Source organism: Streptomyces sp. NPDC031064, assembly GCF_055570965.1.
Genome location: NZ_JBVIGF010000001.1, coordinates 1,529,354 through 1,545,565, shown reverse-complemented (window position 1 = coordinate 1,545,565; position 16,212 = coordinate 1,529,354). Strand labels below are relative to the sequence as shown.

6 protein-coding genes are annotated in these 16,212 nt (G+C 74.2%); all 6 read left to right on the top strand.

The window, feature by feature from the left end:
* Positions 1-4: 4 nt before the first annotated feature.
* The 6 genes from ACZ46W_RS06425 (at position 5) to ACZ46W_RS06400 (ending at position 16,191) form a co-directional block, all read left to right on the top strand.
* On the top strand, positions 5-1,240 hold the full coding sequence (locus tag ACZ46W_RS06425) for a beta-ketoacyl-[acyl-carrier-protein] synthase family protein (RefSeq protein WP_468332162.1): 1,236 nt from the start codon (positions 5-7) through the stop codon (positions 1,238-1,240).
* On the top strand, positions 1,240-2,325 hold the full coding sequence (locus tag ACZ46W_RS06420; protein ID WP_468332159.1) for a beta-ketoacyl synthase N-terminal-like domain-containing protein: 1,086 nt from the start codon (positions 1,240-1,242) through the stop codon (positions 2,323-2,325). The genes ACZ46W_RS06425 and ACZ46W_RS06420 overlap by 1 nt, the downstream gene beginning before the upstream one ends.
* Positions 2,326-2,449: 124 nt before the next feature.
* Positions 2,450-3,196, top strand: coding sequence for a 3-oxoacyl-[acyl-carrier-protein] reductase (gene fabG, locus ACZ46W_RS06415; RefSeq protein WP_468332156.1), 747 nt, complete (start codon positions 2,450-2,452; stop codon positions 3,194-3,196).
* 35 nt (positions 3,197-3,231) lie between these two features.
* The gene (locus ACZ46W_RS06410; protein ID WP_468332153.1) at positions 3,232-3,939 is read left to right on the top strand and encodes a DsbA family protein; all 708 of its coding nucleotides are present in this window, start codon (positions 3,232-3,234) and stop codon (positions 3,937-3,939) included.
* 103 nt (positions 3,940-4,042) lie between these two features.
* Positions 4,043-15,367 carry an amino acid adenylation domain-containing protein gene (locus tag ACZ46W_RS06405; protein ID WP_468332150.1) on the top strand — a complete coding sequence of 3,775 codons (11,325 nt, stop codon included), beginning with the start codon at positions 4,043-4,045 and terminating at the stop codon, positions 15,365-15,367.
* Positions 15,364-16,191: an ABC transporter permease gene (locus ACZ46W_RS06400; RefSeq protein WP_468332147.1), complete on the top strand. Its 828-nt coding sequence runs from the start codon at positions 15,364-15,366 to the stop codon at positions 16,189-16,191. The genes ACZ46W_RS06405 and ACZ46W_RS06400 overlap by 4 nt, the downstream gene beginning before the upstream one ends.
* The last annotated feature ends 21 nt before the right edge of the window (positions 16,192-16,212 follow it).

The following is a 16,212-nucleotide window of genomic DNA, read 5'->3' as shown; positions in this document are numbered from 1 at the left end:
CAAGGTGTACGACAACGATCAGCGGCCGCCGCGCCGAGTGGTGATCACCGGGCTCGGCACGGTCAGCAGCATCGGGCTCGGCGTCGCGGCCTTCCTGGACGGACTGCGGTCCGGACGCAGCGGGGTCAAGCCGATCACCGCCTTCGACACGACGGGCTTCGCCCACGCCAACGGGTGCGAGGTGGACGACTTCGACCCGGCCGACTGGATCCGCCGGGTCGACCCCGACGAGCTGGGGCGCGCCACCCAGTTCTCGGTCGCCGCGGCCCACATGGCGGTGGCGGACGCGGGCCTGTCCCTGGAGGAACTCCGACAGCGGCGGGCGCTGGTCTCCGTCGGTACCACCGACGCGGAGTCCCGCGACCTCGACGCCCTCGTGGACGTACAGCTCAAGGACGGCCCCGAACACCTGCCGCCCGGCGTGGTGCGCCGGGCGCAGGCGGGCCGGCTGTCCACCGGCATCGTGCGGGAGCTGGGCCTCACCGACGTCGAGGCCCTCACCATCCCCACCGCCTGCGCGGCCGGCAACTACGCCATCGGCAGCGGGTTCGACGCCATCCGCGGCGGCGAGGTCGAGGTCGCGCTGTGCGGCGGCGCCGACGCGGTGTGCCGCAAGACGTTCGCCGGCTTCTACCGGCTCGGCACCATCGCGCCGGAGGTGTGCCAGCCGTTCGACAAGGACCGCAAGGGCATCCTGACCGGCGAGGGCGCCGGCATCCTGCTGATGGAGAGCCTGGAGTCGGCGCGGGCGCGCGGCGCCCGGATCTACGCCGAGGTGCTCGGGTACGGGCTCAACTGCGACGCCCACCACCCGGTCGCCCCCGACCAGGGCAGCCTCGCCCGCTGCATGGAGGTCGCGCACCGCAACGCCGGGGTGAAGCCCGAGGACATCGACTTCATCTCGGCGCACGGCACCGGCACCCGGGCCAACGACGTGACGGAGGCCGGGGCCATCCGGCAGGTCTTCGCCACACCCCCGCCCACGATCTCCATCAAGTCGATGATCGGGCACTCCATGGGCGCGGCCAGCGCCCTCGCCTCGGCCGCCTGCGCGCTGGCCATCACCGAGGGCTTCATCCCGCCCACCATCAACCACCGGGAGACCGACCCGGAGTGCGGCCTGGACTGCGTACCGAACGAGGCGCGGCCCGCCGAACTGAACGTCGTCCAGAACAACGCGCTCGCGTTCGCGGGCAACAACGCCGTGCTGATCCTCGGCCGCTACCGGGAGGCGGAGTGATGTCCCCACTGGTCCTCTCCGCCTGGTCGGCGGTCTCCCCTTACGGGGTCGGCAGCGTGCCCTTCAGCGACGGGATCAACGCCGGGCGCAGCGCCGTCGGGACGCTGGACCGCACCGCGTTCCCCGGCCCCTTCGACCGGGGCGGGGTCGTCCCCGACTTCACCGCCGCCGAGTACGTCGGCAGGAAGGGCACCCGGACGATGGACCGGGTGACCGCCATCGCCGTCACCGCGGTCGGCCGGCTGCTGGCGTCCTGCGACACCGAACCCACCCCGCGGCCCGAGCAGACCGCCCTCGTCCTGGGCACCGGCTCCGGCAGCGTCCAGAGCATCATGGACTTCACCCGCGACTCCCTCGCCGGCGAGCGGCCCTACCACGTCGACCCGGCCCGCTTCCCGAACACCGTGATGAACCGGGCGGCCGGGCAGAGCGCCATCTGGCACGGCATCAAGGGCCCCAACACCACGGTCGCGGGAGGCTGGCTCACCGGGCTGCTCGCCCTCAGCTACGCGGTACGGCTGCACCGCGGCGGGCACTGCGAGCGGGTGCTGTGCGGCGCCGCCGAGGAGTACTCCACCCAGCGGGCCTGGCTCGAATGGCACGGCCGCACCGCCGAGGAGCGGTCCGCACCGCTCGGCGAGGGCAGCGCGGTGTTCCTGCTGGAGACGCCCGAGGACGCGGCGGCCGCCGGACGGACTCCGCTGGCCAGGATCCGCACGACCCGCTTCAGGGCGTACGGGGAGCAGGGCGAGGCCCGGGCGGCCCTCGCCGCCTGCGTACGCGACGCCCTGGAGACGACCGGCGTGTCCGCCGGGGACGTCCGCCTGGTGGCCCCGCTCGGCGCGGGCGGTGAACTGGCCGCCCTGGAGGAGGCCGGGGTCACCGACGCGCTCGCCGCGACGGCCTTCCGCTGGATTCGCTGCCGCCCGCTGCTCGGCGACACCTCCGCCGCCTCCACCAGCCTGCAACTGGCCGCCGTCCTCGCCGCCGCCGGCGAGTCCGGGCTCGCGCCCGGCGAAGCGGCCCTGGTCACCGGCATCGAACGCGACGGCACCGTCGGCTGCGCCCTGCTCACGGGCGCCTGACCGGCACCACGACCGCCACCCCCCACGGCCCCGGTCGGCCGGGGCACGCCGCCCCGGTGGGCCGGGGCGGCGGCCTGCCCGCGCGCGGAGGCCACCACGTCACAGCCAACGAGGAGACATCAGCATGTCAGCGAACGACCGCCCCGTCGCCCTGGTGACCGGAGGCTCCCGGGGGATCGGCCGTCACGTGGTGACCCGGCTCGCCCGGGACGGGTACGACGTGGCGTTCTGCTACCAGTCCAACAAGGAAGCCGCCGACGCGGTGGCCGAGGAGGCCGGCGCGGCCGGGGCGCGGGTGTACACGGCACAGGTCGACGTGGCCGGGCACGACGCCGTACGCGGGTTCGTCCGCGACAGCGAGAAGGCGCTCGGCCCGCTGAGCACCGTCGTCTCCTGCGCGGGCATCGTCCGCGACAACCCGCTGGTGATGCTGGCCGAGGCCGACTGGGACGCGGTGCTGCGGGTCAACCTCGACGGCACGTACAACGTCTGCAAGGCGGCCGTCTTCGCCATGATGAAGCGCCGCACCGGGTCGGTGATCACGCTCTCCTCCGTCGCCGGCGTGTACGGCAACGCCACACAGACGAACTACTCGGCCACCAAGGCCGGGATCATCGGCTTCACCAAGGCGCTGGCCAAGGAGTCCGGCCGCTACGGCATCCGCGCCAACGCCGTCGCCCCCGGCTTCATCGAGACCGACATGCTCTCCGGGCTCGCCGACGACCACGTCGCCAAGATGACCGAACGCATCCCGCTCGGCCGGTTCGGCAGGCCCGAGGAGGTCGCCGACCTGGTCGCCTTCCTGGCCTCGGACCGCGCCTCCTACATCACCGGCCAGGTCTTCGGCGTCGACGGCGGCCTGGTCGTCTGAAGCCACCACCCCACACCGGAAAGCGGGACACCACCATGCCCAAGAACAAGACGCCACGCTTCTACTTCTCGCTGCGCAGCCCCTACTCCTGGCTGGCCTACCAGGAGCTGACCACCCGTCACCCCGATCTGGTCGACCGGCTCGAGTGGGTGCCGTTCTTCGAGCCCGACCCCGAGAGCGCCCGCCTCCTCGCCGAACAGGGCGGCACCTTCCCGTACTCGGAGATGTCCCGTGAGAAGAACCGCTACGTCCTCCAGGACGTCGGCCGGCTCACCAAGGCCCGCGGCATCACCGTGACCTGGCCCGTCGACCGCAAGCCGGTGTGGGAGGTGCCCCACCTCGGCTACCTGGTCGCCGCCCGCGAGGGGCGCGGCCACGACTACATCGCCGCCTGTTACCGGGCCCGCTTCGGCGAGGGCCGCGACATCTGCGACCGCGCCACCATCGCCGCCATCGGCGCCGGACTCGGCCTCGACCAGCGGCGGCTCGCCGACGCGAGCGACGACCCCGAGCTGCGCGCCGAGGGCGTCCGCGCCCTGCTCGACGTGTGCCGCGACGGCGTCTTCGGGGTTCCGTTCTTCGTGCACGGCTTCACCCGCTTCTGGGGCCTGGACCGGTTCGACGCCTTCGTCGAGCACCTCCGCACCAAGGCCCTGCCCGCCACCTCCGTACCCGAGCCGCTCGTCGGCGCGGTGGGCCTCGGCCGGTCGGCCGACGACGGGCACGCGGGCGGCTGCGGCTGACCCGCCCGGGCGGGCCCGGGCGTCAGCTCACGGTCAGCCCGCTGTCAGCGCGCTCGTCGACGATCGACGGAGTGAACTCGATGACCTTCGCTAGGGGATTGGTATGACGACTCAACGCCACACGGCCGGCCTGCCGCTCACCGCCGGGCAGAAGGACATCTGGTTCGACGAGAAGCTGTCCGGCGGCGGTGCCACCTACAACACCGCCATCTACTGGGACATCCGCGGCCCCCTCGACCAGGCGCTCTTCCGCGCCGCCCTGGAACGGCTGGTGGACGAGTCCGAGTGCCTGCGCGCCCGCTTCACCGACGTGGACGGCGAGCCCCGGCAGTTCATCGAGGAACTCGACGAGCTGCCGCTGACCGTCACCGACGTCAGCGGCGCCGACGACCCCGCCGAGGCCGCCCGCCAGGCGATCCGCGCCGACCTGCGCGTCCCGCTCGTGCCGACGGCCGACCCGTACGTGCCGCTGTTCCGGCTGAGCGTGTTCACCCTCGCCGAGGACCGCACGTTCTTCTGCCTCCTCAACCACCACCTGGTCTCCGACGGGTTCAGCTACGTCATCTACTGGCAGCGGCTGTCCGCCATCTACGAGGCGATGCTCGCCGGCACCTCACTCGACGAGGGCCGCTTCCCGCCGCTGAGCACCCTGATCGACGCCGAGGCCGCCTACGGGGACTCGCCGCGCGCCGAACGCGACCGGGCCTACTGGGAGGAGCGGTTCGCCGACCGCCCCGAGCCCGTCAGCCTCGCCACCCGCGACGCCGAGCCCGCCCAGGCCTTCCGGCGCGAGGAGACCGTCCTGCCGGAGGGCACCGCCGAACGGCTCCGCGCCGTCGCCTGGGACGCCCGCGTCACCTGGCAGACCGTGCTGGTCGCCGCCCTCGGCGCGTACACGCGGCGGATGGCCGGCACCGACGACGTCATCCTCTCCCTGCCCGTCACCGCCCGGGTCGGCGGCACCATGCAGGGGATACCCGGCATGGTCGTCAACTACGTGCCGCTGCGGCTCCCCGTGACGCCCGGCATGACCCGCGGCGACCTGCTCACCGCGACGTACCAGGCCTTCTCGCAGGCGCTCAAGCACCAGCGCCACCGGGTCAGCCGCATCCGCCGCGCGATGGGCCTGGCCAGCGACGACCGGCGGCCGTTCGGGCCGTTCATCAACATGATGCCGCAGATCGAGAAGCTCGCCATCGGCCCCTGCGACGCCACCCTCTACAGCCCCTCCACCGGCCTCGTCGACGACCTGGAGTTCACCGTCGCCGACAAGGGCGCCGACGGCATCGGCGTCGACCTCAGCGGCAACGAGGCCCGGTACGAGCAGGACGAGGTACGCGCCCACCTGCGCCGCTTCACCGACTTCCTCGACCGCTTCGTCACCGCGGCCGCCGACGCGCCGCTCGACACCCTCGACCTGCTCGCCCCCGGCGAAGCCGAACGGCTGGACGCCGCCCTGACCGGTCCCGTACGCGCCGAGCCCTACCGAGGCGTCGTCGAGCGCGTACGGGACCACGCCGCCGCCCGCCCCGACGCACCGGCCGTCACCGACGACGGCGGCACCCTCACCTACGCACAGCTCGCCGGCCGGGCCAGTGCCCTGTCCCGCCGCCTCACCGACGGCACCGGACCGGTGGCCCTGCTCACCGAACCCGGACGCGACTTCATCACCGCCGAGCTCGGCGTGCTCGGCTCCGGCCGCGCCTTCCTGCCGCTCGACCCGCGCGCCCCGCTGGCCCGCCTCACCGGCCTGCTCACCGACAGCGGCGCCACCTGCCTGCTGGCCGACACCACCCACCACGCCCTCGCCCGGCAGGTGGCCGGCGACCTCCCCGTCCTCCTCCTCGACGGCGCCGAGGACCCCGCCGACGGCCTCGCCCCCGTCGTGGGCGGGCCGCTGGACCTCGCGTACGTCATCTACACCTCCGGCTCCACGGGCAAGCCCAAGGGCGCCATGGTGCAGCGCGGCGGCATGGTCAACCACCTGCTCGCCAAGGTCGAGGAACTGGGCCTGGACCACACCGACGCGCTCGTCCACAACGCGCCCGTCACCTTCGACGTCACCGTCTGGCAGACGCTGACGACCCTGCTCGTCGGCGGCCGCGTCCGTGCCGTGCCCCGCGACGCCGCCGCCGACCCGGACGCCCTGTTCGGCATCATCGCCGCCGAGCACCTCACCGTCCTGGAGGTCGTGCCGTCCCTGCTGCGCGCCACCCTGGACGCCTGGGACACCACCGGGACCGCGCCCGAACTGCCCGCCCTGCGCTGGATGATCTCCAACGGCGAGGCCCTCCCCGCCGACCTGTGCACCCGCTGGTTCGCCCGCCACCCGCACATCGCGCTGGCCAACGTCTACGGCCCCACCGAGTGCTCCGACGACGTCACCCACGCCTACGCGCGCACCGCCGCCGACGTACGGGCCGACGACGCCTTCATGCCCATCGGCCGCCCACTGCGCAACACCCGGCTGTACGTCCTCGGCGACGACCTGCGGCCCGTCCCGCAGGGCGTGCCGGGCGAACTGTTCATCGCGGGCGCGGGCGTCGGCCGCGGCTACCTCGGCGACCCCGGCCGCACGGCCACCACCTTCGTACCCGACCCGTTCGCCGCCGACGGCACCCGCATGTACCGCACCGGCGACCAGGTGGTGCTGCTCGCCGACGGGCAACTGCTGTTCACCGGGCGCCGCGACCACCAGGTCAAGATCCGGGGCCAGCGCATCGAGCTGGGCGAGGTCGAGTCCGCGCTGCGCGCGCTGCCGACGGTCTCCGACGCCGTGGCCGCCGCCGTCGCCGACCCGGCGGGGCACCAGCGGCTGGTCGGCTACGTCGTGACCGACGCCGACACGGCGGTCGTCCGCGAGCGGCTCGCCGAGGTGCTGCCCGAGCACATGGTGCCGTCGCTGCTGCTCGCCCTGCCCGAACTGCCGCTGACCCCGCACGGCAAGGTCGACCGCAAGGCGCTGCCCGCCCCCGACTTCGCCACCACCCACACCGGCGGCGCGCCGCGCACCGACGCGGAGCGCATCCTGTGCGAGGTGCTCGCCGAGGTCCTCGGGCTGCCCCGGATCGGCGTGGACGACAGCTTCTTCGCCCTCGGCGGCGACAGCATCAGCGCCATCCAGGTCGTCAGCCGCGCCCGCAAGGCGGGGCTGACCGTCACCTCCCGCGACGTCTTCCAGCACCGCACCCCCGCCGCCATCGCGGCCGTCGCCCACCTGACGGGCCGGCGGGCGGAGGTGGCCGTCGAGGACGGAGTCGGCGAGATCCCGCTGACGCCCGTCATCGACCAGTTCCGCGAGGAGGTCTCCCACCTCCCCGCCGCCACCCGCCAGTACGCCCAGTACGTGACCGTCTCCGTTCCCGACGGCGCCGACCCCGCCCGCCTGGAGACCGTCATCGGCGCCCTCCTCGACCGGCACGACGCGCTGCGCATGCGGCTCACCGCGCCCGTACCCGGCCTGTGGAACCTGGAGGCGCTCCCGCCGGGCGCCGTGGCCGCCTCCGACGTGTTCGGCACGGTCCGGGTACCGGCCGGCGCCGACCCGGACGCGGTCCTCGCCGAGCAGGTCGAGGCCGCCCGTGCCGAGCTGAGCCCCGAGGACGCCAGGCTGGTGCGGGCCGTGCTCCTCGACGCCGGCCCCGCCGAGCCCCGCAGACTCCTGCTCGTCGTCCACCACCTGGCCGTCGACGGGGTGTCCTGGCGCATCCTGCTCGGCGACCTGGAAACCGCCTGGCACGCCGTCACCGCGGGGCGGGACGTCCGTCTCGACCCGGTCCCCACCTCCTACCGGCGCTGGGCACGCACCCTCACCGACCACGCGCGCGCCGCCACACGCGTCGCCGAACTGCCCCTGTGGAACGCCCAGTACGAAGGTGACGCCGTCGAACTCGGCGAGCGTCCCCTCGACCCCGCCCACCACGTCCACGGCACCGCCGGCAGGCTGCGGATCGAACTGCCCGCCGACCGCACGGCGGCCGTCCTCACCCGTGTACCCGCCACCTTCCACGCCGAGGTCAACGAGGTGCTGCTCACCGGCCTCGCCCTCGCCCTCACCGACCACGACCGCCGCACCGGCCGGTCCGCGACCCGCGCCCTGGTCGAACTGGAGGGCCACGGACGCGAACACCTCGGGGACGACACCGACCTGTCCCGTACGGTCGGCTGGTTCACCAGCGTCTTCCCCGTCGGCCTCGACGTCGGCGAACTCGACCGGGCGTCCGTGTGGGACGGCGGCGACGCCTGCGGAGCCGCGCTCAAGCGGGTCAAGGAGACCCTGCGCGCCCTGCCCGACCACGGCTTCGGCCACGGGCTGCTGCGCCACCTCAACCCCCAGACCGCCGGCGCCCTCGCCCGCCGCACCACCCCCCGCATCGGCTTCAACTACCTGGGCCGCTTCAGCACGGACGCGGGCGGCGACTGGTCCATGCGGGCCGGTGCCTCCGGCCTCACCGCCGCGCCCGACACCCCGCTGCGGCACGTCCTGGAAGTCGTCTCGATGACCGAGGACCGCCCCGAAGGCCCGGTGCTCGTCGCCGAATGGACCTGGGCGGACGGCATCCTCGCCGAGGACGACGTCCGGCGCATCGCCGACGACTTCTTCCGCGCCCTCGACGCCCTCGCCACCCACGCCGGCCGGCCCGGCGCGGGCGGCCGCACCCCCTCCGAGTTCCCGCTCGTCACCGTCTCCCAGGCGGAGATCGAGGCGTACGAGAACGACACCGACGGGCTCCAGGACATCCTGCCGCTCTCCCCGCTCCAGCGCGGCCTGCTCTTCCAGGCCCAGTTCGACCGGCACGGCATGGACGCCTACACCCTCCAGGTCGTCATGGACGTCGACGGCCCGCTCGACCGGTCCGCGCTGCGCGCCGCCGTCGCCGCCCTCCTCGACCGCAACCCGGGCCTGCGGGCCGCGTTCCGGGAGCGGGACACCGGCGACCCGGTCCAGCTCGTCCCGGCCGCCGTCGAACTGCCCTGGACCGAGGTCGACCTGACCGGCGTCCCGGCGGCGGACGTCGACACCGAGGTGAAGCGGCGCACCGACGAGGAGTGGCTGCACCGCTTCGACGTCACCCGCGCCCCGCTGACCCGCTTCACGGTCTACCGGCTCGCCGACGACCGGCACCGCGTGGTGTGGACCGCGCACCACATCCTGGTCGACGGCTGGTCGCTGTCCGCCGTCCTCGCCGAAGAGCTGGTCACCCTCTGGTCCAACGGCGCCGACCCGTCCGCGCTGCCGCCCGTCGCCCCCGTGCGGGCGTACCTGGAGTGGTCCGCCGCCCAGGACAAGGAGGCCGCGCGGGAGGCCTGGCAGAAGGAACTCGCCGGCATCGACGAGCCGACCCGGCTCGGCCCCGCCGACCGCGGCCGCGTCTCCGTCCTGCCCGAGACCCTCGCCACCGAACTACCGAAGGCGCTGACCGACGCCGTGACCGCCTGGGCCCACGCCCACGGCCTGACCATGAACACCGTCGCCCAGGGCTGCTGGGCCGTCGCCCTCGGGCGGCTCACCGGCCGGCAGGACGTCACGTTCGGTGCCGTCGCCTCCGGGCGCCCCGAGGAACTCCCCGACGTCGAGCAGATGGTCGGCGCCTTCATGCACACCCTCCCGGTGCGGGTGAAGCTGGACCCGTCGCTGACGCTCGAAGCGATGCTGGCCGACCTCCAAGGCCGCCAGCTCCGCCTGGAGCGGCACCAGCACCTCGGCCTCGCCGACGTCCAGCAGGGCGCCGGGATCGGCGAGCTGTTCGACACCGTCGTCAGCTTCCACAACTACCCCTCCGGCGTGCTCGACCGCATCGGCGAGCGCATCCCGGGCCTGAGCATGCGCGCCTGGGAGGCACGGGTCATCGCCGAATACCCGCTCGCCCTCGGGGTGTTCCCCGGCTCGCGGGCCGGTGAGCCGATGCGCCTGGAGGCCCAGTACCGGCCCGACATCTTCGGCGCCGACCAGGTCGACGCGATCCTCCGGCGGTTCACCCGCGTCCTGGAGGCCCTCGCCGACGCACCCGGCACCCGGCTCGGCACCCTCGACGCGCTCGGCGCCGACGAGCGCCGCCTGCTGCTCGACGACTGGTCCGGCGCGGCCGCCACGGCGGCCCCGGCCACCACGCGGGCCACCGACGTCTTCGAGGCCCGAGCGGCCGCCGCACCCCACAAGGAGGCCGTCGTCCTCGGCGCCGACCAGGTCGGGTACGCGGAGCTCAACGCCCGCGCCAACCGCCTCGCCCGACTCCTCGCCGACCGGGGCGTCGGCCCCGAGCAGGTCGTCGCCGTGATGCTGCCGCGCACCCCCGAGATGGTCGTGGCCGCCCTCGCGGTGCTCAAGGCGGGCGCCGCGTACCTGCCCGTCGACGCGGCCTACCCCGTCGACCGCATCGCCTACATGCTCGACGACGCCCACCCGGTCGCCCTGCTCACCGACACGGCGACCGCCGGACGCACGGCCGAACTGGGCGTCGACACCCTCGTCCTCGACGAGACGGAGACGGCCGAACGGCTCGCCGCCCTCCCCGGCACGGACCTCACCGACACCGACCGGGTGAGCCCGCTGCGGCCCGAGCACCCGGCGTACATCATCTACACCTCCGGCTCCACCGGCCGGCCCAAGGGCGTCGTCGTGGCCCACACCGGGCTGCTCGCCATGGTCGCGAGCCTCGTCGAGCGCTTCGGGCTCGACACCGACACCCGAGTCCTCCAGTTCGCGTCGTTCAGCTTCGACGCCTCCGTCTGGGAGTTCATGCTGGCGCTGCTGACCGGCGGCACCCTGGTGATCGCCGACGAGGAGTGCCGCACCCCCGGCGCGCCGCTCGTCGACCTGATCAACCGGGCCCGGATCAACCTCGCCGGACTGCCGCCCGTCGTCGTCGGCGGCCTGCCCGAGGGCAGCACCCTCCCCGCCGACCTGCGCCTGGCCGTGGCCGGCGAGGCCGTCCCCGCCGAGATCGTCGAACGCTGGTCCGCCCACGTCCGGCTCTACAACGGCTACGGCCCCACCGAAGCCGTCGTCAGCTCCACCGTCAGCGGCCCCCTCACGGGCACCGGACGCCCGCCGATCGGGCGGCCCACCACCGCCCACCGCGTCTACGTCCTCGACCGGCACCTGGCGCCCGCGCCCGTCGGCGTCGTCGGCGAGCTGTACGTCGGCGGCGGCCTCGCCCGCGGCTACCTCGCCCGTCCCGAGCTGACCGCGCAGCGGTTCGTGGCCGACCCGTTCGGCCCCGCCGGGGAGCGCATGTACCGCACCGGCGACCTGGTGCGCTGGCTGCCCGACGGCGAACTGGACTACGTCGGCCGCGCCGACGACCAGGTCCAGCTCCGCGGCTTCCGCATCGAGCTCGGCGAGATCACCTCCGCCCTGCTCGCCCAGACCGGCATCGACCAGGCCACCGTGATCGTCCGCGAGGACGAGGCCGGCGACCGCCGCCTGGTGGCGTACGTCGTGGCCGCCGACCCCGCCGCGCTCTCCGACTCCTCGCTCAGCGGCACCCTGCGCGAACGGCTCGCCCAGTCCCTGCCCGACTACATGGTGCCCTCGGCGGTCGTCGCCCTGGAATCCATGCCGCTCACCCCGCAGGGCAAGCTCGACCGCAAGGCGCTGCCCGCGCCCGACATAGCCGGAGCGGCACGCGGCCGGGGCCCGCGCACCCCCGTCGAGGAGATCCTCTGCGGCCTGTTCGCCGACATCCTCTCCGTACCGCACGTCTCGATCGACGACGACTTCTTCGAGATCGGCGGGCACTCGCTGCTGGCGACCCGGCTGATCAGCCGCGCCCGCACCGCCCTCGGTGTCGAACTGCCGATCCGCGCCCTGTTCGAGGCGCGGACCGTCAGCGCCCTCGCCGCCGTCGTCGAGGCCGCCGGCCACGCCCGGCCGCCGCTGCGGCCCGCGCCGAAGGACACCGAACGCCCGCTGTCGTTCACCCAGCAGCGGCAGTGGTTCCTCAACCGCCGCCAGGAACGCGCCGACGGCACGTACAACACGCCGATGGCCTTCCGCCTGACGGGCCGGCTCGACGCCGCCGCCCTCCAGGCCGCGCTGACCGACGTGGCCGAGCGGCACGAGGTCCTGCGGACCGTGATCCCCGACAACGACGGCGTGCCGTCGCTGCGGGTGCTCGACGCGCGCACCGGCGGGCCGGTGCTCAAGGCCCGCACGGTCACCGAGGAAGGGCTGGCCGAGGCGCTGGCCGCCGAGGCCGACCAGGGCTTCGACCTCACCGCCGAACCGCCGCTACGGGTACGGCTGCTGTCCACCGGCCCCGACGAGTGCGTACTGCTGCTGGTCTTCCACCACATCGCGTTCGACGGCTGGTCGATCGTGCCGCTGCTCACCGACGTGTCCACCGCCTACCGGGCCCGCTGCGCCGGGCGCGCCCCGCAGTGGGTGCCGCTTCCGGTGCAGTACGCGGACTTCGCGGTCTGGCAGCGCGAGCTGCTCGGTTCCGAGGACGACCCGGACAGCGTCGTGTCCGGTCAGCTCGCCTTCTGGCGGGACGCCCTCGCGGGACTGCCGGAGGAGCTGGCCCTGCCCACGGACTTCCCGCGCCCCGAGGTGGCCGGCTCGTCCGGTGACGTGGTGATGTTCGACCTGGAGCCCGAACTGCACGGCGCCCTGGTGGAGATCGCCCGGCAGACCGGGACGACCGAGTTCATCGTCTTCCAGGCGGCCCTCTGCGCGCTGCTGACCCGGCTGGGCGCCGGCACCGACATCCCGCTGGGGGTCTCGGTCGCCGGACGCACCGACGAAGCGCTCAACGACCTCGTCGGCATGTTCATCAACTCCCTGGTGCTGCGCGGCGACACCAGCGGCGACCCCACCTTCCGCGAGCTGCTCGACCGGCTCCGGGAGACCGACCTCGCGGCCTACTCCCACCAGGACGTGCCGTTCGACCAGGTCGTCGACGCGCTCAGGCCGGCCCGCTCGCTGTCCAGGCACCCGCTGTTCCAGGTGGTGCTGAGCGTGCAGAGCCACGGCGACCAGCCGCTGACCCTGCCCGGCCTCACCGTGAAGCCCGAGTACGTCGGCTCCGACCGGGCCAAGCTCGACCTGGTCATGGAACTGCTGCCGTGGCCCGGCGAGGGCGGCATGCGCGGCCTGTTCAACTTCAGCACCGACCTGTTCACCCGGGCGACCGCCGAGCGCATGGTCGCGCAGTTCCAGCAGGTGCTGCGCACGGTGGCGGCCGACCCCGACGTCCGGCTCAGCGGCCTGGAGCTGCTCACCGGCGAGGAGCGGGAGCGGGTGCTGCACACCTGGAACGACACCGCGCGGGAGCTGCCGCCGGTGACGCTGCCCGACCTGTTCGCCGAGCGGGCCGCCCGCACCCCGGACGCGCCCGCCGTCGGGACGGGCGCCCACGCCCTGACGTACGCCGACCTCGACGCCCGCTCCCACCGGCTGGCCCGCCACCTGATCGCGACGGGCGCCGGGCCCGAGCAGGTCGTCGCCGTCGCGGTGCCCCGGCCCGCCGACCGGGCGGTCGCCGTCCTGGCGGTGCTCAAGGCGGGTTCGGCGTACGTGCCGCTGGCGGCGGACGAGCCGGCCGGCCGGATCAAGGCCCTGTTCGCCGACACCCGCCCGGTGTGCGTCCTGACCACGGCGGGCCTCGCCGGCCGGCTCCGCAGCACCGGCGTGCCCACCGTGGTCCTCGACGGGCCCGAGGTGCGCGCCGGCTCGGCCGAACCGGTCACCGACGCCGACCGCACGAGCCCGCTGCGCCCCGAGCACGCCGCCTACCTCATCCGCACCGAGGACGCGGCGGGCCGCCCCCGCGGCACCGTCGTGGAGCACCGGGCGGCCGCCGGCCACCTCGCCTGGGTCCTGGAGAACGGCGGGGCGGCGACGGCGAGCGGCCTGTTCGCCCCGCTGCTCGCCGGCACCGGCGTACCGGCCGGGGAGCCGCTGCCGCTGGACTGGGCGACGCCGCCGACGTTCGCGCCCGGCCGGGGCGCCTGGAACACCCGGGTGTACGTCCTGGACGAGTGGCTCACCCCGGTACCGCCCGGCGTGACCGGCGAGTTGTACGTCGGCGGCTCGGGTCTGGCCCGCGGCTACGCGAACCGCCCGGGCGCCACCGCCGAGCGGTTCGTGGCCGACCCGTTCGGCCCGGCGGGCTCACGGCTCCACCGGACCGGGGTGCGCGTGAAGTGGGACACGGAGGGGAACCTGCTGGCCCCCGACGCGTCCACCGCGCCCGCGCCCCTGCCGGACCCGGCCACCGAGACGGCCGGGACGCGGCTGAGCCCGGCGGAGGAGGTGTTGTGCGGGATCGTGGCGGACGTGCTGGGTGTGGAGTCGTTCGGTGTCGAGGAGAACTTCTTCGAGGCGTCGGGGGCGAGCATGGACAGCATGAAGTCGCTGCGGCTGGTGAGTTTGGCGCGCAAGGCGGGGCTGGAGGTCAGCATCGCGGACGTGTTCGTCCACCAGACGGTCCGTGCCCTCGCGGCCACCCTCGCGGCGAAGCCGCCGGCGGACCCGGCACCCGAACCCGCCCCCGCCCCGGCGACCGCGTCCGCGCCGACCCCCCGCCACAGCACGCGCATCATGGCGGACGCCATCGACGAGACCGACCGCCTCGAGCACGCCGATCCGTTCGCCCCGGTGCTGTGCATCAAGCCGACCGGCAGCCGCCCGCCCGTCTTCTGCCTGCACAGCGGCGTCGGGTTCGCCCTGTCGTACCTGCCGCTCGCCCGCCACCTCGGCGAGGAGTACCCGCTGTACGGCATCCAGGCCCCCTGCGTCGTCGCCGACGCGCCGCTGCCCGGCAGCATCGAGGAGATCGCGGCCGACTACATCCGCATGATCAAGGAGGTGCGGCCCGAGGGCCCGTACCACCTGCTCGGCTGGTCCCTCGGCGGCCTGCTCGCCTACGAGATCGCCGTCCAGCTCCGGCTGGCCGGGGACGAGGTCGGCCTGGTCGCCAACCTCGACTCCTACCCGCGCACCGGCGTCACCGACGAGCGGGACGAACAGAGCCTGCTCGCCTGGCTCCTGGAGGGCATCGGGCACCACCGGTCCGAGTTCGGCGACCGCGACCTCGTCGCCGGGGACGTCCTCGACGCGCTGCGGCGCGACAACAGCCCGATGGCACGCATGGGGGAGCAGCGCATGACCCGCATGGTGGATCTGATGATCCACCACCAGTCGCTCAACACCCGCTACCGGCCCCGCGACTTCGACGGCACGATGCAGCTCTTCCTCGCCGAGCGGTCGGAATGGGGCGAGGCCGGCACCGGCCAGGTGGAGAAGGGACCCGACAAGGACCGGCTCTGGAAGCCGTACTTCAGCGGCGACCTGCGCGTCCACCGGCTCGCCTGCACCCACGACGACATCCTCAACCCCGGCCCGCTCGCCGAACTGGGCCCGGTCGTCGCCGCCGAGCTGGACCGGTTCCACCAGGCGCGGGACGGACGTGACGGGTCATGACGACGGCGACGTACAGCACAACCGGTCGCCCCGGCGCCCTGGGCGCCCTGCTCACCGAGGTCCTCGCGGTCACCGGCCGCCGGCTGCACCACCTGGGCCGCGCGCCGGGACGCGTGGTCGGCGTGGCGCTCAGCCCGCTCGTGTCGATGGTGATGCTCGGCTACCTCTTCCGGGACGCCATCCGGCTCCCGGCGGGCGGCGAGTACGGCGAGTACGTCTTCGCCGGCGGCGCCGTCCAGGTCGCCCTCGCCTGCGTCGGGCCGACCGCGATCTCGGTCGCCATGGACTTCAAGGGCGGCCTGGTCGACCGGTTCCGGTCGCTGCCCATCAGCCGGTCCGCGGTGCTCTTCGGGCACACCCTCGCGGACCTGCTGGTGGGGCTCCTCGGACTGGCCGTCGTCACCGGCGCCGGGCTGCTGCTCGGCTGGCGGACGCGCACCGGGGTCCTGCCGACGCTCGCCGCGTTCGGGCTCATCGCGCTCTTCGTGTACGTGATGCTGTGGCTCGGCGTCCTGCTGGCGATGACCCTGCGCAACGTGGAGACCATCAGCGTCGTCACCCCGTTCATCGTCGTGGTCCTGCCGTTCCTGTCCAACGCCTTCCTCGCCCCGCAGTCCATGCCCGCGCCGATCCGCCCCATCGCGGAGTGGAACCCGGTCAGCGCCGTCATCGCGGCCTGCCGCGACCTGTGGGGCAACCCGGCGACGTCGGGGGGCAGCTTCCCCGCCGAACACCCGGTGGCCGTGGCCGCCGTGACGCTCGGCGTGCTGTTCGCCGTCTGCTCCGCCGTGAGCCTTCGCCGCTACCGCACCGCGGGCTCCTGAACCCGCCGCCTGGAGGAAAAC